The 17640-nt window shown below is 74.3% G+C and carries 13 protein-coding genes and 2 tRNA genes; 10 read left to right on the top strand and 5 right to left on the bottom strand.

Annotation, left to right across the window (positions count from 1 at the left end):
* Positions 1 to 45: 45 nt before the first annotated feature.
* From GMA12_RS12935 to GMA12_RS12945, 3 genes are all read left to right on the top strand, one after another.
* Positions 46 to 134 (top strand) — tRNA-Ser (locus tag GMA12_RS12935).
* Positions 135 to 315: 181 nt separating this feature from the next.
* Complete coding sequence (locus GMA12_RS12940) at positions 316 to 732, top strand: spore germination protein GerW family protein (protein ID WP_156269898.1); 417 nt, start codon at positions 316 to 318, stop codon at positions 730 to 732.
* Between the two features lie 89 nt (positions 733 to 821).
* Complete coding sequence (locus GMA12_RS12945) at positions 822 to 1232, top strand: phage holin family protein (RefSeq protein WP_062736368.1); 411 nt, start codon at positions 822 to 824, stop codon at positions 1230 to 1232.
* 12 nt (positions 1233 to 1244) lie between these two features.
* Here GMA12_RS12945 and GMA12_RS12950 read toward each other — a convergent pair whose 3' ends face one another.
* A complete protein-coding gene (locus tag GMA12_RS12950) occupies positions 1245 to 3362 on the bottom strand; it encodes a prolyl oligopeptidase family serine peptidase (RefSeq protein ID WP_156269899.1) in 2118 nt (705 codons plus the stop codon).
* A gap of 63 nt (positions 3363 to 3425) precedes the next feature.
* Here GMA12_RS12950 and GMA12_RS12955 point away from each other — a divergent pair, with 63 nt between their 5' ends.
* The gene (locus GMA12_RS12955) at positions 3426 to 5390 is read left to right on the top strand and encodes an FAD/NAD(P)-binding protein (protein ID WP_156269900.1); all 1965 of its coding nucleotides are present in this window, start codon (positions 3426 to 3428) and stop codon (positions 5388 to 5390) included.
* 167 nt (positions 5391 to 5557) lie between these two features.
* Here GMA12_RS12955 and GMA12_RS12960 read toward each other — a convergent pair whose 3' ends face one another.
* From GMA12_RS12960 to GMA12_RS12970, 3 genes are all read right to left on the bottom strand, one after another.
* Positions 5558 to 8203: an ExeM/NucH family extracellular endonuclease gene (locus tag GMA12_RS12960; RefSeq protein WP_162459815.1), complete on the bottom strand. Its 2646-nt coding sequence runs from the start codon at positions 8201 to 8203 to the stop codon at positions 5558 to 5560.
* A 92-nt stretch (positions 8204 to 8295) separates the two neighbouring features.
* Entirely contained in the window at positions 8296 to 10416 is a 2121-nt protein-coding gene (locus tag GMA12_RS12965) for a bifunctional metallophosphatase/5'-nucleotidase (RefSeq protein WP_162459816.1), read from the bottom strand.
* A gap of 168 nt (positions 10417 to 10584) precedes the next feature.
* Positions 10585 to 10672 (bottom strand) — tRNA-Ser (locus GMA12_RS12970).
* 84 nt (positions 10673 to 10756) lie between these two features.
* On the opposite strand from GMA12_RS12970, the gene GMA12_RS12975 reads away from it, so the two are divergent.
* From GMA12_RS12975 to GMA12_RS13000, 6 genes are all read left to right on the top strand, one after another.
* Positions 10757 to 12193: a cryptochrome/photolyase family protein gene (locus GMA12_RS12975; RefSeq protein WP_170301053.1), complete on the top strand. Its 1437-nt coding sequence runs from the start codon at positions 10757 to 10759 to the stop codon at positions 12191 to 12193.
* A 166-nt stretch (positions 12194 to 12359) separates the two neighbouring features.
* A complete protein-coding gene (locus GMA12_RS12980; RefSeq protein ID WP_156269949.1) occupies positions 12360 to 13343 on the top strand; it encodes an NAD(P)H-quinone oxidoreductase in 984 nt (327 codons plus the stop codon).
* A gap of 110 nt (positions 13344 to 13453) precedes the next feature.
* Complete coding sequence (locus GMA12_RS12985; protein ID WP_156269902.1) at positions 13454 to 15781, top strand: carbon starvation CstA family protein; 2328 nt, start codon at positions 13454 to 13456, stop codon at positions 15779 to 15781.
* Positions 15774 to 15998: a CstA-like transporter-associated (seleno)protein gene (locus GMA12_RS12990; RefSeq protein ID WP_156269903.1), complete on the top strand. Its 225-nt coding sequence runs from the start codon at positions 15774 to 15776 to the stop codon at positions 15996 to 15998. Before GMA12_RS12985 ends, GMA12_RS12990 begins: the two co-directional genes overlap by 8 nt.
* 123 nt (positions 15999 to 16121) lie before the next feature.
* Positions 16122 to 16586, top strand: a complete 465-nt coding sequence (locus GMA12_RS12995; RefSeq protein ID WP_162459817.1) for a hypothetical protein — start codon at positions 16122 to 16124, stop codon at positions 16584 to 16586.
* 60 nt (positions 16587 to 16646) lie between these two features.
* Positions 16647 to 16976 (top strand): hypothetical protein, encoded by a 330-nt coding sequence (locus GMA12_RS13000; protein WP_156269905.1) that lies wholly within the window; start codon positions 16647 to 16649, stop codon positions 16974 to 16976.
* 37 nt (positions 16977 to 17013) lie between these two features.
* Here GMA12_RS13000 and GMA12_RS13005 read toward each other — a convergent pair whose 3' ends face one another.
* Entirely contained in the window at positions 17014 to 17595 is a 582-nt protein-coding gene (locus tag GMA12_RS13005; protein ID WP_156269906.1) for a glycosyltransferase, read from the bottom strand.
* Positions 17596 to 17640 lie beyond the last annotated feature (45 nt).

The following is a 17640-nucleotide window of genomic DNA, read 5'->3' on the forward strand; positions in this document are numbered from 1 at the left end:
CTTAAGCTGGCCTGTGTTGTCCACCCGGCGTGGTGGACGGCGGATGGAGACGTGCCAGAGCGGCCGAATGGACTTCACTGCTAATGAAGGGTCGGGGTTAAACTCGACCGGGGGTTCAAATCCCCCCGTCTCCGCGCTCGTGATGTCGCAGGACATCGGAAACACCCCGGACCCGCGGTCCGGGGTGTTTCGCGTTCCAGGGCCCCGCCGGACCCGGTGCCGCGCGTCATCTGCGGCTGTGCCCGTGACCGCCACCGGGCCGCTTCCTAGACTGGTGCCCAGCGTCGCCGACGGACCGATTCCAGGGGGAACACCATGTCCGAGCAGCAGCCCGTCGTCCCGGCCGACCCGTCCCCGGGCCGCGCCACCGCGCAGTGGGAGTCCGGCGCCCCCGACCGCTCCGTGCTGGAGCGGGCCCTGGACGCCGTGACGGTGCGCCGGGTCTTCGGCGAGGCCTACGAGCTCGACGGCGCCACGATCGTGCCCGTGGCCCACGTCCGCGGCTGGGGCGGCGGCGGGGGCGGCTCCGGCGAGCAGCACGGCGAGTCCGGCAGCGGCTCCGGCCTCGGCTTCGGGGTCAACGCCTCCCCGGCCGGGGTGTACGTGCTCCGGGACGGCGCGGTGACGTGGCAGCCGGCCGTCGAGCCGGTCCGGATCGCCCTTCCCGTGGGCCTGGCGCTCGTCGCGGCGCTCGGCGCGGTCGGCTGGGCCCTCGCCTCGCGCCGGGCCTGAGCGACCGCACCCGGGCGACCTCCCCGGGGCAACCGTTACCGGGCGCCCGCCCCTGTCGCCCCGCCGCCGGGGCCTGACAGGATGGGGCCATGTCCTTCCTGCTCCGCGTCCTCGTCAACGCGCTCGCCATCTGGGTGGCCGCCTGGATCCTGCCCGGGATGCAGCTCACGGCGGACCCCTCGGTGGTCTCGGCCGTCGGCGGCGAGACCACGGCCTCCGTCCTGGCCTACCTCTTCGTGGGGCTGGTGTTCGGCGTCGTCAACGCGATCGTCCGGCCCGTGCTGACGATCCTGTCCCTGCCCATCACCTGCCTGACGCTGGGACTGTTCGCCATCGTGGTCAACGCGGCGATGCTGTGGCTGACGTCCTGGCTGAGCTCCTTCACGCCGCTGCGGCTCGAGATCGACGAGTTCTTCTGGACCGCGGTGCTGGCCACCCTGATCATCGGGGTCGTCTCCCTCGTGATGGGCTGGGTGGTCCCGGAGCGCGAGCGGCGCTGACCGGACCCGGGCTCAGTCCCGGTGCAGCGCCGCCCAGAGGAACTCGTGGGAGAGGGCGTGCAGCCGGGCCGCCTGCCGGTTGTCCCCGGCGCCCGCGTGCCCGCCGTCGGTGGCCTCGTAGAACCACACGTCCTCGTGGCCCATCCCCAGCATCCGCGCCGCGGTCTTGCGGGCCTGCACCGGGCCCACGCGGTCGTCGCTCGTGGCGGTCCAGAACAGCACCGGCGGGTAGTCCCGGTCCTCGCGCAGCAGGTGGTAGGGAGAGAACGTGCGCACGGACTCCCACTGCGCGGGGTCGTCCGGGTCCCCGTACTCCGCGATCCAGGAGGCCCCGGCGGACAGCTTCGTGTAGCGGCGCATGTCCAGCAGCGGCACCCCGCAGGAGACCGCGCCGAAGAGCTCCGGCCACCGGGTGAGCATGTTGCCCACGAGCAGCCCGCCGTTGGACCCGCCCGAGCAGGCCAGACGCCGTCGCGCGCACACGCCGCGGGCCTGCAGGTCCGCGGCGACCGCCGCGAAGTCCTCGTAGGCGCGGTGCCGGTGCTCCCGCAGCGCGGCCCGGTGCCACGCCGGGCCGTACTCCCCGCCGCCCCGGATGTTGGCGAGCACGTACACCCCGGAGCGGCCGGCGGCGTCCGTGCGGGACAGCCAGGACCGCCCGAGCGCCCCGGAGTAGGAGGGGGTCCGGGAGACCTCGAAGCCCCCGTAGCCCGAGAGCAGGGTCGGGTTCCCCCCGTCGAGCACCAGCTCGGCCGGACCCACCTGGAAGTACGGCACCCGGGTGCCGTCGGCGGAGACCGCGAAGTGCTGCTCGACGGCCAGCCCGGACGCGTCGAAGAACGCCGGCGCGGTCCTCGCCACCCGCGGGGGCGCCCCGGCGCCCCCGCCGGCCGGGAGGGTGCCCCGGGAGACGGTGGTCGGGGTGAGGAAGCCGGAGGCCACCAGCCAGTAGTCGTTGCCCGCCTCCGGGTCCTCGTCGTCGACGGCGTAGGCGTCCAGGCTGGACAGCGCCGGCGCCCCGGGCAGCTCGACGGTGGTCCACAGGCCCGGTTCGGCCACGCGCACCACCGAGGAGACGTCCCGCAGCAGGTTCAGGATCAGCCCGTCGGCCGTCCAGGACCAGGACTGCAGCGCGGTGTGCTCGTCCGGGACGAAGACCGGTGCCACGGAGCGGTCCCCGGCCAGGAAGGCCTCGAGCTCGGCCGCCAGCAGGGACCCGGCGGGGTGGACGGTCCCGTCCAGCTCCAGCTCCTCCTGGGGCCGCAGCAGCAGCCACTGCCGGTGCAGGTCCACCGTGACGCTGTCGGGCACGTCGACGTGCACCAGCTCGCCCTCCCGCACCAGATAGGTGCGGGAGGAGAAGAAGTCGACCACGTCCACGGCCAGGTCCCGGACGAACCCGGGGGTGTGGTCGCGCACGAACACCGCCTGGACGTGCTGCTCGTCCACCTCGAAGACCTGGCGGCCCTGGTCGAGGTCCTGGCCGCGGCGGAGCACGCGCACCGTGCGGGGATAGGAGGAGGCGGTCATCGAGCCGGGCCCGAAGTCGGTGCCCACGTGCACGGTGTCCGCGTCGACCCAGCTCACCGAGGACTTCGCCGTGGGGACGTCGAAGCCGCCGGGCACGAACTGCCGGCGCTCGAGGTCGAACTCGCGCACCCGCTTGGCGTCGCCGCCGTCGGGGGAGAGGCTGATCAGCGCCCGCCGGTGCTGACCGCCGGTGTACTGGGGCCGCAGCAGCCGGGCGCCGCCGTAGACCCAGTCCACGCCCTCCTCGGCGGCCAGGGCGTCGACGTCGAGCAGCAGCTCCCACTGCGGGTCCTCGCTCAGCCAGGACTCCCAGGTGGTGCGGCGGAGGACACCGCGCGGGTGCTCGGCGTCGCGCCAGAAGTTGTAGTAGTGCGGCCCGTGCTTGGCGACCATGGGGATCCGCTCGGTGGAGTCCATGACCTCGAGCACGTCCGCCTCCAGGCGGCGCAGCTGCGGTCCCTCGAGCGCCGCCAGCGTGCGGGCGTTCTGTCGGGCGACCCACTGCAGGGGCGCCCCGCCCGTGATCTCCTCCAGCCACAGGTGCTCGTCGTGCGGCTGCTCGGCGGTCGGGCGGGCGGCGGTCTCAGCGGTCTCGGTCATGTCCGCCATCGTAGGCCCCGCCTCCGTCCGGCACCGCCCGCGCGGGTCGATACCCTGAGGGTCATGAGCGCAGCGGGCAGGACAGGGACGGAACGACGTGTCACGGTGATCGGGGCGGGCCCGCGCGGGCTGTCCGTGGTGGAGCGGCTCGCGGCCCGCTCGGCGGCCTCGGGCACCCGGGTGCGCATCGACGTCGTCGACCCCTTCCCGCCCGGTCCCGGCCACGTGTGGCGGACGAACCAGTCCCCCCTCTACCTCATGAACACGCCGTCGCTGTTCCCCACGGTGATCGCCGACGACGGGGTGCTGCCCGTGGACCCGGTCGAGCCGCTGCGGAACATGAGCTTCGAGCACTGGCGGCTCGCGGCCGTGTCCGGGGAGATCGCCGTGGACCCCGACGACGCCGCGCACCTCACCCGGATGACCCCCACGTCCTACCCCTCCCGGCGGATGTACGGGGTCTACCTCGACTGGGTCTTCCGCGCCCTGCGGGACGCCCTCCCGGGCTCGGCCCAGCTGACCGTGCACCGGGCCGAGGCGGTGGGCGTGCACGTGCGCGAGCACGCCCGGCACCGCTACGACGTGGAGATCAGCGGCGGGCAGAACCTGCCGGCCGACGCCGTGGTGCTCGCCCTCGGCCACCTCGACGCCGACCTGCGCCCGGACCAGCAGGAGCTTGTGGACGGCGCCGCGGAGTTCGGGCTGACCTACTGGCCGCCGGCCGTGCCCGCCGACGTCCACTGGGACGACCTGCCGGCCGGGGAGACCGTCCTGGTGCGCGGGATGGGGCTGAACTTCTGCGACGTCCTGGCCCAGGTGACCGAGGGCCGCGGCGGGATCTACACCCAGGAGGGGGAGCGCTTCGTCTACCACCCCTCGGGCCGGGAGCCGGTGATCGTGGCCGGCTCCCGCCGCGGCGCCCCCTACCGCTCCAAGGCGGTGCTCGAGGGCTACTACGCGCGCTCCCTGAGCACCCGCTTCTTCACCCTCGACGCCGTGCGGGCGCTCGCGGCACGGGCGGACGGGCCCCTGTCCTTCGAGGCGGACCTCTATCCGCTGATCCGCAAGGACGCCCAGTGGAACTACTACACGGTCCTGGCCAGGACGGCCCCGGAGGCCTTCGAGACCGACCCGGAGGACTTCCTGGCCCGCTTCGACGCCGTGCTCGGCACCGGGGACGACCACCCGGAGGGGCCGTGGACCTCCCGCGCGGAGCGGCTCATCGCCTCGGCGGTGGTCCCGGGCCGGCAGCTCAACGCGCTCCGGCTCGCCCGCCCGTTCGAGGGGGTCGGCTTCGGCTCCCACGACGAGTACGCCGCCGCCGTGGTCCACCACCTGGACCGGGACGTGCACGGGGCGCTCGCGGGGGAGGACGACCCGCTGCAGATGGCGGTCGCCTCGCTCAACGCCGCGCGCACCGTGCTCAAGGCCGTGCTCGCGGACATCGGGATCGGCGACGCCTCCTGGACGGACGAGCTGCGCCGCAGCTTCGAGCCGTTCGTGGAGGGTCTCGCCTCGGGACCGCCCGTGCTGCGGACCCAGCAGCTGGCGGCCCTCGCCCGGGCCGGGGTGGTCCGCTTCCTGGGCCCCGACCCGCAGTTCCTCGTGGACGAGGAGGAGGGCCGGTTCGTGGCCGGCTCGCCGTGGGTCAAGGACGAGCCCTTCCACGCCGAGCACCTGGTGGAGGCCATGTCACCGCCCAACGACGTCCGCCGCAACATCTCGCCGCTGCTGACCTCGATGCACCGGGAGGGCCTGGTCCGGGTGCGGGCGATGGAGACCCGGGACGGCGTGGCGACCGTTCCCGGCACCGGCCTCGACGTCAGCCGCCCCCCGTACCGGGCCGTGCGGGTCGACGGCGGCGTGGAGCCGGGCGTGCACGTGCTCGGCCTGCAGCTCTCGGCCGTGCAGTGGGGCGTGGCGATCGCCGCCGAGGCCGGGGCGTCCGCGGAGCTGGGCGCGCGGACCCTGGCCGACGCCGACCGCATCGCCGAGGCGGTGCTGGTCCCCGGCCTGCTCCGCGACTGACCACGCCCCCCTCTTCCCGACTGACCCCGCTGTCCCCGAGATAGCACACCACAGCAGTCGTGGTGACTCGGGGACAGCGGGGTCAGTCAGTGCCGGAAGGGCGCGGGGCAGGGCCGGTCAGCGCCGGGAGGGCGCGGAGCGGGGGCGGCCGGCGCGCCGTGGGCGGGTCAGCCGAGGCGACCCTGCAGGACCTCGCGGGCGCGGTCGCTGGCGTGCTCCCGGAGGCCCTTGCCGGGGTGCTCACCGGAGTCGCCGCGGCCGGGGTGCTCGCCGGAGTTGCCCCGGCCGGGCTTCTGCGGGTCGGTGGGCTCCGCACCGCCGAAGGCCAGGCCGACGACCTCCGGGTTGTGGTCGGAGGCCCGGTACGGGTCGGCCGCGTAGAGGTCGGTCACGTTGTAGTTGTGCCGGCTGTACTCCAGGCCCACGGACTCGTGGGCGTTGATCTCCCAGATGTCCGAGCCGGTGACGAGCTCGGCCGCGGCGGGGGAGGCCAGGACGTGGTCCAGCGAGCCGAGCAGACCGCCGTAGGCGTAGGAGTACTCGCCCTCGGGAGCCAGGTTCGCGTATCCGGCGTCGTGCAGGACCCGCATCGGGTCCTCCTGGTCGTAGGAGTTGAAGTCGCCCGCGAGGAAGACCCGGTCCGTGCCCTGCGAGGTCTTCAGCCGCTCGGCGAACGCGACCAGCGCCTGCGCCTGCGCGGTGCGGTCGGCGTTCCAGCCCCCGGCCCCGTCCCCGGCGTCGGCGTTGGGCCCGGTGCCGGGCGCGGAGCCCTTGGACTTGAAGTGGTTGACCACCACGGTGAAGTCGTCGGCCGGGCTGCCGCCGGCGGGGCGGAACGTCTGGGCGAGCGGCTCCCGGGCGTTGTCGAAGTTCTCCTCGTCCTGCAGGATCACGGACTCGCCCACGGGGCCCACCGCGGCGGGCCGGTAGATGAACGCCGTGCGGATGACGTCCTCGTCCTCGAGGGCCGGCCGCTGCGCCGGCGAGGGCACGTAGGCCCAGGTCTCCGCCCCCGCCGCCGCGTTGAGAGCCGCGACCAGGTCGGCGAGCGCCTGGTCGCGGTCCTTGCCGAACTTCGCGGAGTTCTCGATCTCCTCCAGGGAGACGACCTCGGCGTCGAGGGCGTTGAGCGCGGCGACGATCTTGGCCTGCTGGCGCTCCAGGTCCTCCTGCTCGGCCGCGCCGCGGGCCTGGCAGCCCCCGCGCACGGAGATCGGGTCACCGGCGCGGTCGGTGTAGTAGGAGCACCCGGGGAGCTCGTCACCGGTGGTGCTGAAGTAGTTGAGCACGTTGAACGTGGCGAGCTGGAGGTCCCCTCCCACGTCCTCTGGGGCGGCGGTGCGGGTGTTCTCGGCGACCACCGGCGCGTCCTGCGGGTTCTCGCCGGTGAGGTGCGTGGTGGGCTGGAGCCGCCACTCGTCGAAGGAGTAGCCGAGCACCACCGGCGCCACGAAGTCGACGGGCGCGCCGATCCGCATCGGGGTCTGCGGGGTGAGGTAGGGCAGCGGCACCGACGCGTTGGCGAAGTTGCCGTAGTTGGTGGTCGCGCCGTCGTCGAGCAGCACCCCGCGGGCGGCGTTGTCGGCGGCCTGGGCGGCGGCCTCCGGGGAGCCGGGGGCCCCGACGGCGGTGGGCTGGACCAGGGGTGCGCCGCCGGCGGCGAGCCCGAGCTCCCCGTAGCTGCTGAGGCCGTAGTTGTCCGTGATCACGAACTCGCCGGAAGGGTCCAGCAGCATGCCCTCGAGGCTCTCGCGCCGGGCGTCGTCGGACGGCCAGCCGACCGTGGCCGGCTTGACGGCCTCCACGGGCTCGTCCAGGACCCGCAGCCCGTCGGGGCGCACGCTGAGCTGGGTCTGGCCGTAGTACTCGGCGACCGTCCCGGTGACCTCCACGTACTGGCCGAGCCGCACGTCGGCCACGGCCGAGGGGGAGTGCACGAACACGCCGTCCGAGGCCGTGTGCTGCCCGAGGTCGAGGTCGCCGCCGGTCCCGGGCGTCTGCACGTACCAGCCGTCGAGGCCTCCCGTGGCGTAGACGGCGGTGACCACGCCGCGGGTGGTCACCGCCCGCCCGGCCACGGGCGAGGCGTCCCCGGTGCCCTGGATCTCCCGGATCGGGAGACTGACGGGCGGGGCCGCGGGCTCGGGCTCGGGCTCGGGGGTGGGCTCGGGGGCCGGGCCGTCGCCGCCGGAGTTCTGCGGGGTCACGGTGCCGGTGGCCGTGAAGTCCGCGGAGTTGTCGTCGGTGTCCACGCCGTCCTGGCGGGTCATCGACCGCGGGTCGCCGTTCGTGGCCGGACCGGTGGCCGGTGCGCTCTCGAACGTGTTGGAGGTGCCGTAGCCGAGCAGGTCCACGATGCCGTCCGCGCCGGTCACCGAGCCGGTGGGCGCGCTCAGGCGCTCGGCGCCGTCGGAGAGCAGGATCGTCCCGGAGACTCCCGCGGGGTTGAACGAGGTGGTCAGGTCGGGGGTGGGCAGGGGCTCCCCGCTGCCGCCGTTGGACCCGCCCTGGACCAGGAAGTAGCCACCCGGGGCGATGGTCCCGGACAGCGCGACGGCACTGGCCTCGCCGGTGCCGCCCGCGGACCGGTACTGCAGCGTCCAGCCGGTGAGGTCCACCGTCTCGGACGTGGGGTTGTAGAGCTCGACGAACTTGTGCCGGTGCACGGCGTTGGCCGAACCGCCGTTGGTGTAGGCCTCGTTGATGACCACGGCCGTCCCGTCCGGGGCGGCGTGGACGGGAACGGTCAGCGGCGCGGCGAGCAGCGCCGCCGCCAGGGCCCCGCTGAGGGGCAGGGAGAGCAACGTCTTCACGGTGGGAGGGTTCCTTCGGTGAGGGAGATGACGAGGGAGATGAGGAGGGAGAGGGAGAGGGAGAGGGGAGAGCAGGGAGGGAGCGGTCGGGGTCAGCCGAAGAGGCGGCCGAGGACCTGGCGGGCGCGCTCGGAGCCGTGCTCCCAGACGCCGCGGCCGGGCTCGCCCTTCCCGGGGTGCTTCCCGGGCCGGTCCGGGCCGGGCTGCTGGGGCTCGGCCGGCTCGGTGGGCTCCGGCTCGGTGGGCTCGGGCGTCGCGCAGTCCGCGGCCAGGTCCAGGACGGCGTCCGGGACCCGCACCCGGGTGCCGGTGGGGTCGGCGACCAGCCACACGGCGGTGCCGTCGGCCAGCGCGGCCGTGTCGAGGCCGACGGTGGCCGCGCCGTCGAGGACCGGCACCGTGCCGAGCTCCGTCCCGTCCGGGGCGCCGGCGCGCACGGACAGCGAGGTGGTGTCCGGGGCGCCCAGGGACGTCATGTCCAGGGAGGAGACGTCGAAGCGCACGGTGCAGGCCTCGGCGGCGGCGCCGGTGAGCTGGACCGAGCGGCGGTCGAACCCGGGGCTGAGCGGCGAGTTCGCGGCGAGGTACGCCGAGAAGGCCTCGCGGTCGATCCGGCCGGTGTCGGTGGCGGCGGTGCCCTCGGCGAGCGCGGTGAAGTTGTCGCCCCCGGCGGTCAGGAAGGACACGGAGCCCACCACGTAGCTGCCCGCGGGGTCGTAGGGCGCGCCGTCCACCGTGATGGAGGTGATCCGGTCGCCGGCCGGCCGGGAGGAGTCGGCGGTGTAGGAGACGTTCTCCGAGAGCCCGAGCTGGAGATAGGGCCGGGAGGAGCCGGCGGGCTGCCACTGCTGCTCGAGGACCTGCTTGAACTGGGCGCCGGTGAGGGTGACGGTGTTCAGGTTGTTGGAGAAGGGCATCACCTGGTTCACCTCGGCCTCGGTGACCTGGCCGTCGCGGTCGCCGTCGAGGGCGTCGCCGGGGGTGTCCGCCCAGAGCAGGTCCGCGCGCAGCCCGCCGGGGTTGATCAGGCCGATCTGCACGCCGTGGGGCTCCTGCAGGGTGGCGCGGATGGACTCCGCGACGAGGTTGCCCAGGCTCGACTCGGCGCCGCGGTCGTCGCGGGCCGGGCGGCCGTCCCGGAGCCCGTAGGCGGTGGTGATGTCCCCGGTGATCTGCCCGACCGGGGTGCGGCCCTGCTCGACGGCCACGGCCTCGGCCCCGGCGACGATCTCGGCGACCCGGGCCACGCGGGGGTACCGGTCCACCAGCTCGTCCTCGCTCGCGGTGACGGTCTCTGCGACGTCGAGCACCTCGGTGCGCGCGTCGACGGCGTCGGTCTCCCGGTCGTAGCTGAAGGAGACGCGTCCGAGGCTGCCGCCGTAGGAGCCGGCCTGCAGCACGGCGCGCTCGAGGGTGCCGTCGCCGTCACGGTCGACGGCCTCGTCGTAGACCTGGTGGGTGTGCGCGTTGAACACCACGTCCACGGTCTCCGAGGTCCCGGTGACCAGCCGGTCGCCGAGGACGTCGGAGGTCTCGGCGACGCCCTCGTGGTAGAGGGCGACGACGACGTCGGCCCCCGCCGTCTCGAGCCGCTCCGCCTCGGCGTTGACCGCCGCGACGGGGTCCCCGAAGGTGATGCCCTCGATCCCGGCGGGCGAGACGAGGGTGGCCGTCTGCTGGGTGACGGCGCCGACCACGCCGATGCGCACGCCGTCGACGTCGAAGGTCGCGGAGGCCTCGGTGACGGGCGCGCCGTCGGGGCCCAGGACGTTGGCCGCGAGGTAGGGGAAGTCGGCGCGCTCGGTGATGCGGCCGGTGAGGTCCTCCACGCCGCGGTCGAACTCGTGGTTGCCCACGGCGGAGGCGTCCAGCTCCAGGGCGTCGAGCACGTCCAGGGTGGGGTTGTCCTGCTGGACGGCCGAGACGTACTCGGAGGCGCCGACGTTGTCGCCGCCGGACAGCAGCAGCGTGCCGTCCGCGTTCTCGGCGCGCAGCTGCTCGATCGCGCCCGCGAAGAGGAGCGGGTCGGAGGCGAGCCGGCCGTGGTAGTCGTTGAAGTAGAGCAGGTCGACGTCCGCGTCCGCGGCCGCCGGGGCGGGGGACGCGGCCGGGGCCTCGTCGGCGTGGGCCGCCGGGAGGACGAGCACGGACGAGGAGACGACGCCGGCGGCGAGAGCCGCGTGCAGGGCAGGACGGTGCTTCGGGGGGGTCATGACGGGGTCCTCCGGGGGCGGGCTGACGAGTCGATGTCCCCATTGGAGCATGCAGATGTGAACGTCCGGCGTCGTGACGGGCACATGTCGGCGGCGTGCCGGGAACCGGCCGGAGGGCCACGGAAGCCACGGCCCCCGGGCGCGGGGCGCCGGGGGCCGTGGCGGGAGCGGAAGGTAAGGGATTTGAACCCTTGGCACGGGGTCACCGCACACCGGTTTTCAAGACCGGCTCCTTAGGCCGCTCGGACAACCTTCCCCGCGCTCGCCGGGACGGCGGAGCGCGCCGCCCATTCTTCCACGCCGCTGGGAACGCCAGCAAAGCCCCCACTAGGGTGGGCCCGTGAGCGCACCGGAGAGCCCCGCCCGCGGGACGACGACGATCGTGTGGTTCCGGGACGACCTGCGCGTCACCGACCACCCCGCCCTCGAGGCCGCGTGCCGGCGGGGGGAGGTGCTGGCCCTGTTCGTCCTGGACGAGGAGTCGGCGGGTGTGCGCCCCCTGGGCACGGCCTCGAGGTGGTGGCTGCACGGGTCGCTGCGCTCCCTGCGCGCCTCCCTGGCGGAGCTGGGGATCCCGCTGGCGCTGCGCCGCGGACCCGCCGGAACGGTGCTGCCCGAGGTGCTCGAGGGCACCGGGGCGGGCGGGATCACCTGGAACCGCCGGTACGGCGGCCCCGAGCTCGCGGTGGACGCCGGGGTGAAGCAGTGGTGCTCGGAGCACGAGGTGGAGGCCCACTCCTTCCAGGCGTCGCTGCTGCACGAGCCGTGGGCCCTGCGCACCGGGGCCGGGGGCCCGTACAAGGTGTTCACCCCCTTCTGGAAGGCCCTGCGGGCCCTGGAGATCCGCCAGCCGCTGCCCGTGCCGGGAGCGGGACGAGGCGCGGACCGGGCCGTCGCGGCCCGCGCCGGCGGGGAGGACCCGGAGTCGTGGGGCCTGCTGCCTGACGCCGGTCGCGCGGCGGGACTGGCCGGGACGTGGACGCCGGGAGAGGCCTCCGCGTGGGAGCGGCTGGACGACTTCCTGGACCGCGCCGAGGACTACGACGAGGGCCACGACCGCCCCGACCGCGAGGGCACCAGCCGGCTCTCCCCGCACCTGCGCTGGGGGGAGATCAGCCCCTTCGCGGTGTGGGACGCCGCGGTCCGGCACCGCGCCGAGCAGGGGGGCAGCCCGGGGCTGGAGAAGTTCCTGACCGAGCTGGGCTGGCGGGAGTTCAACTGGCACCTGCTCCACCAGGAGCCGCAGCTGCACGCGCGCCACGTCCGCCCGGCGTTCGACGCGTTCCCGTGGCGGGACCCCGCCGAGGGCGCCGCGGACCTGCGGGCCTGGCAGGAAGGGCGCACCGGGTTCCCGCTGGTGGACGCGGGGATGCGGCAGATGCTGGCCACGGGCTGGATGCACAACCGGGTCCGGATGGTCGCCGGGTCCCTGCTGACCAAGAACCTCCTGCTGGACTGGCGCAGCGGGGAGCAGTGGTTCTGGGACCACCTCGTGGACGCCGACCCTGCCTGCGGGCCCGGCAACTGGCAGTGGGTGGCCGGCTCCGGGGCGGACGCGAGCCCGTTCTTCCGGATCTTCAACCCCCTCACGCAGGGGCGCCGGTTCGACCCCGACGCCCGCTACGTCCGCCGGTGGGTCCCGGAGCTGGCCGGGGACTCCGGGGTGGATCCCCACGAGCCCGGTCTGCTCGGGCCGTCGGTGGGCTACCCCGCCCCGGTGGTGGACCTGCCGGCCAGCCGCGCCCGCGCCCTGGACGCCTACGCCTCCATCCGCTGAGCAGCACCGCCGGCCGTCTCGCGCCACCCGGGTCGCCGGGCGGGCAGCGGGGAAGCGCCGGGCCCCGGGCGTTCGCCGGCGGGGGAGGCCCGGCGGCCGCGGATGACCCGCGCCGGGTCCGGAGACACAATGGGAGCGCACGTCGTCCCCGACAGGAAGGCCCATGATGCGCGCAGTGCTCGAGACCACCCCCGGCGGACCGGAGGTGCTCGCCGTGACCGAGGTCCCCGCCCCGGAGCTCACCCCGGACGGCGTGCGGATCCGCGTCCGCGCGGCCGGCATCAACCGGGCCGACGTCATGCAGCGCCTGGGCCGGTACCCCGTGCCCCCGGGGGCCTCGAGGATCTTCGGGCTCGAGGTCTCGGGCACGGTCCGGGAGCTCGGCCCGACGGTCCCGGCGGGAGCCGGGATCGCGGTCGGGGACGAGGTCGTCGCGCTGCTGGACTCCGGGGGCTACGCCGAGGAGGTCGTGGTCCCCGCCGCGCAGGTGCTGCCCGTCCCGCAGGGCCTGGACGTGCAGGCCGCGGCCGCGCTGCCCGAGGTGTGCGCCACCGTCTTCTCCAACGTCTTCATGGCCGCCGCGGCCCGGGAGGGGGAGACGGTGCTCGTCCACGGCGGCACCGGCGGGATCGGCACCAACGCGATCCAGATGTGCCGGGCGTTGGGCCTGCGGGTGCTGACCACGGTCGGCGGCCCGGAGAAGGCGGCCGCGGCCCGCGAGCTCGGCGCGGAGACCGTCGACTACCGCGAGGAGGACTTCGTGGCCCGCGTCCGGGAGCTGACGGACGGCCACGGCGCGGACATCGTCCTCGACGTGGTGGGCGGGGCCTACCTGGACCGCAACCTCGACGCGCTCGCCGTCAACGGACGGCTGGTCGTGATCGGCCTGCAGGGCGGGCGCACGGGGGAGCTGGACCTGGGCAAGCTCATGGCCAAGCGGGCCGCGGTCATCGGCACCACGCTGCGCGCCCGGCCCGCCGGGGAGAAGGCCCGGATCATGGCCGCCCTCCGCGAGCACGTCTGGCCCCAGGTCGAGGCCGGGCGGATCGTCCCGGTGGTCAACCGCACCTTCCCCCTGGACGAGGTGGCGCAGGCCCACGAGTACTTCGACTCGGGCGCGCACATCGGCAAGGTCCTGCTCGTCCCCTGAGCACGGGGGCGCGGTCGGGTCGTGCTGTGTCAGGGATCACCGGGGACCTAGAATCGGACCTGTTTTCCCAGGAGGCGCACAGCTTCCCTTCTCACGTCTGGAGACCTGCCATGAGCTCTTCCCACCAGCCCCCCGGGCGGCCCGAGGGCACCGTGCCGCCGGGCGCCGCCGGGGGCGCCCCTGCCGTCACCGAGGAGCGGCCGCCGGTCGCCCTCGACCCCGCGGTCCTCGACCAGGAGAACCACCGCTGGACCCCCGCGAAGATCGCCCTGTGGGTCGCGATCGCCCTCGTGGGGGCCCTGGGCTGGTTCATGCTCGCGATCGCCCGCGGCGAGGCCGTCAACGCCATCTGGTTCGTCTTCGCGGCCGTGGCCACCTATCTGATCGCCTACCGCTTCTACTCGAAGTTCATCGAGGACAAGCTGGTCCGCCCGGACGACACCCGGGCCACCCCCGCCGAGTACAAGGCGAACGGCAAGGACTTCATGCCCACCGACCGCCGCGTGCTCTACGGGCACCACTTCGCGGCCATCGCCGGCGCCGGCCCCCTGGTGGGCCCCGTCCTGGCCGCGCAGATGGGCTACCTCCCCGGGACCATCTGGATCATCGTGGGCGTGATCCTCGCCGGCGCGGTCCAGGACTACCTGGTGCTGTTCTTCTCCATGCGCCGCGGGGGCCGCTCGCTCGGCCAGATGGCCCGCGAGGACCTGGGCGTGGTCGGCGGCACGGCCGCGATCGTGGCCACCCTCGCCATCATGATCATCATCACCGCGATCCTCGCCCTCGTGGTCGTCAACGCCCTCGGGGAGTCCCCGTGGGGCGTGTTCTCCGTGGCCATGACCATCCCGATCGCCCTGTTCATGGGCGTGTACCTGCGCTACCTGCGCCCGGGCAAGGTCATGGAGGTCTCCGTGATCGGGTTCGCGCTGCTGATGCTCGCGATCGTCGCCGGCGGCTGGGTGGCGGAGAACCCCGCGTGGGCCGAGGCCTTCACCCTGGAGCGCACCACCATCGCCTGGGGCATCATCATCTACGGCTTCGTGGCCGCGATCCTGCCGGTGTGGCTGCTGCTCGCGCCCCGCGACTACCTCTCCACCTTCATGAAGATCGGCGTGATCGGGCTGCTGGCGATCGCCATCGTCGTCGTCCGCCCCGAGGTCACCGCCCCCGCCGTGGACGTCTTCGCGTCCCGCTCGGACGGCCCGGTGTTCCCCGGCTCGCTGTTCCCGTTCCTGTTCGTCACGATCGCCTGCGGAGCCCTCTCCGGGTTCCACGCGCTGATCTCCTCCGGCACCACCCCGAAGCTGCTCGAGAAGGAGCGCCAGGCCCGCTTCATCGGCTACGGCGGCATGCTCATGGAGTCCTTCGTGGCGATCATGGCCCTCGTGGCGGCGGTGACCATCGACCGCGGGCTGTACTTCGCCATGAACTCCTCGGCCGCCGTCACGCAGGGCACCGTGGAGGGCGCGGCCGCGTTCGTGAACTCGCTCGGGCTCACCGGCGTGAACGTGGACCCCGCCATGCTCGAGTCCACGGCCCAGGCCGTGGGGGAGGAGTCGGTGGTCTCCCGCACCGGCGGCGCCCCGACCCTGGCCGTGGGCCTGGCCAACATCCTGGCCCAGCTGTTCGGCGGCGCCGGGATGATGAGCTTCTGGTACCACTTCGCGATCATGTTCGAGGCGCTGTTCATCCTCACCGCCGTGGACGCCGGCACCCGGGTGGCCCGGTTCATGCTCTCCGACTCCCTGGGCAACGTGCTGCCCCGGTTCCGGGACACCTCGTGGCGGCCCGGCGCCTGGCTGACCACCGCGATCATGGTGGCCGGCTGGGGCGCGATCCTCTACATGGGCGTGACCGACCCGCTGGGCGGCATCAACACCCTGTTCCCGCTGTTCGGCATCGCCAACCAGCTGCTCGCGGCGATCGCCTTCGCCGTGTGCCTGACCATCGCGGCCAAGCGCGGGTCCTTCCGGTACCTGTGGATCATCGCGCTGCCGCTGGCGTTCGTCACCGTCATCACGGTCTACGGGTCGATCCTGAAGATCTTCTCCTCCGTGCCGGCGGTCGGCTACTGGGCCCAGCACAACGCGTTCCGCGCGGCCAAGGCCTCCGGCGCCGAGACCTTCGGGACGGCGAAGACCCCGGAGGCCATCGACGCGGTCATCCGCAACACGTTCATCCAGGGCTCGCTGTCCATCCTGTTCGTGGTGCTCGCGGTGATCGTCATCGTCACCGCGCTCGTGCGCACCGCGCAGGCCTTCGCCCACCGCGACGACCCGGACCACCCGTCCCGGCACAACACCGAGGACCCCTACCGGCCGGCGGCGATCTACGCCCCCTCCGGCCTGATCGCCTCGGCCCCGGAGAAGGAGCTCGAGCGGCAGTGGGCCGAGTACCACCGCGCGCACCCGCAGCCGCGGAGGCGCAGCCATGGCTGACACCTCCGCCCTGCGGCGCGAGCTGCGCCACGGCCTGCGCCGGCTCGCGGACGGGATCGGCCGCGCGGGCCGGGCCGCCCTCACCGGCGACAAGTACGAGCACTACCTGAAGTACCACGCCTCGACCGGGTGCGAGCACCCGCCGATGACCGAGGCGCAGTTCTGGCGCGACTACCACACGTGGCAGGACGACAACCCCCAGGGACGCTGCTGCTGAGACCGCCCCGCCCCGGCCCCGGAGCCCCGTGCTCCGGGGCCGGGGTCCGTCCCGGCCGCCACCGGCGCGGGGGGCGTCCCCGATCGCCGTAGGATGGACTGTCTCCTCCCGAAAGGACCGCCCGTGGCATTCCTGCGCGACTACCGCGCCGCTCGCCGTGACGAGGCCGAGCTGGGACTGGGCGTGTGGCGCCGCGCCCACGACCGGTTCCGCCGAGGTCTGGACCGCTTCCACCAGATCCTCGAGACCCTCCCCGACAAGGCGCTCGCGCAGTCCGTGGTGCCCACCGCGAACGCGCTGGCCGACCTGCTGCCGGAGGTGCGGGCGATCTGCGCCGCCGCCCAGCGCACGGCGCCCAGCACCAGCCACGACATCCCCGCCTCGACCGGCGGCTACCTCAACGACGTCCACCGTGAGCTCTCCCGGGCCGGCAACGCCATGGCCCAGGCCGCCGAGGCGCTGACCATGGCGCGGTTCATGCGCACCGACGACGAGAGCGCGGCCCACCGGCTGGACGCGGTGGTGCGCCGGGCCGAGGCGGTGCGCGGGCACGTGGAGCGTGCCCGGGAGCTCCTCGAGCGCGGGTGAGCCGGCCGGCGGACCCGCGGGGGATGGACTCAACAGCCTGCTGATGGTTTGATGGAGGACATGACTGCTCCAGGGTTCGACTACCGCGCGGCCGACGACGACTTCGACTCCCGCTGGTCCCGCTCCCCGCTGGGCCGCCCCGGGCACCGGGGGCCCGGCCGCTTCGGCCCCGGCTACGACCTCCCCGGCTACCGCGGGGGCCCGTACGGGCGCGGCGGGCGCCGTTCGAGCCTGCGGATGCTGCCGTTCCCCAGCTACTCGACCCGCACCCGGCGGGGCACGAACGTCTCGGTGGGTGGATGCTGCCTGCCCATCCCGATCGGGTGCCTGACCACCACGGTCCTCGCCGGCGCGGCGGCCGTGGTCGTGGGACGCGCCGCCCGGTCCTGAGGACCGGTCCCGGGCGCCGCCGCGGGCCCCCGGTGGGTCAGGCCGCCACCGGCTGCGCCAGGGTGCGGTGGAGCGCCCCGACCGGGTCGCTCATGGGCACGTCCTGTTCGGCCTCCAGCGGCGCGGCCAGGCGCCACCCGACGGCCTCCAGGTCCAGGGCCAGCCGGGCGTGCCCGGTCACCGGCCCCTCGTCGCAGTAGCGGCCGAAGGACCGGTGGACGTCCTCGAGCGCGCACCAGCGGACCAGGGCCGCGGCGCCGCCCCCGGCGGAGGCCCGGGCGGAGACGGCGCCCACGTTCCGGTCCTGCAGGGCGGTGAGCGCGCGGGCCAGGAACCCCGCCGGCAGCTCGGTGTCCGGGTCGAGCAGCAGGACGAGGTCGCCGGCCTCCATCCGCACCGTGCTCAGGGCCTGGTTCAGGGCTCCGGCGCGGTGGTGCAGGTTGTCGACGGTGAGCAGGACCTCGGCGCCGGCGCGCAGCGCGACGTCCACGGTGGCGTCCGTGGACTCGTCCGACATCACGAGGATCCGCTCCGGCGGGCGGGTCTGGCGGTGGAGCGAGGTGACCGCGTGTCCGACGCGGGCCGCCTCGTCGTGGGCGGGGATGATGGCCGCGATCATGACGACGCCTCCTGCGCTGCGCGATGCGCCTCCTGCGGGCGGTTC

Origin of the sequence: Kocuria sediminis, from assembly GCF_009735315.1 — a bacterium.
GTDB lineage: Bacteria > Actinomycetota > Actinomycetes > Actinomycetales > Micrococcaceae > Kocuria > Kocuria turfanensis.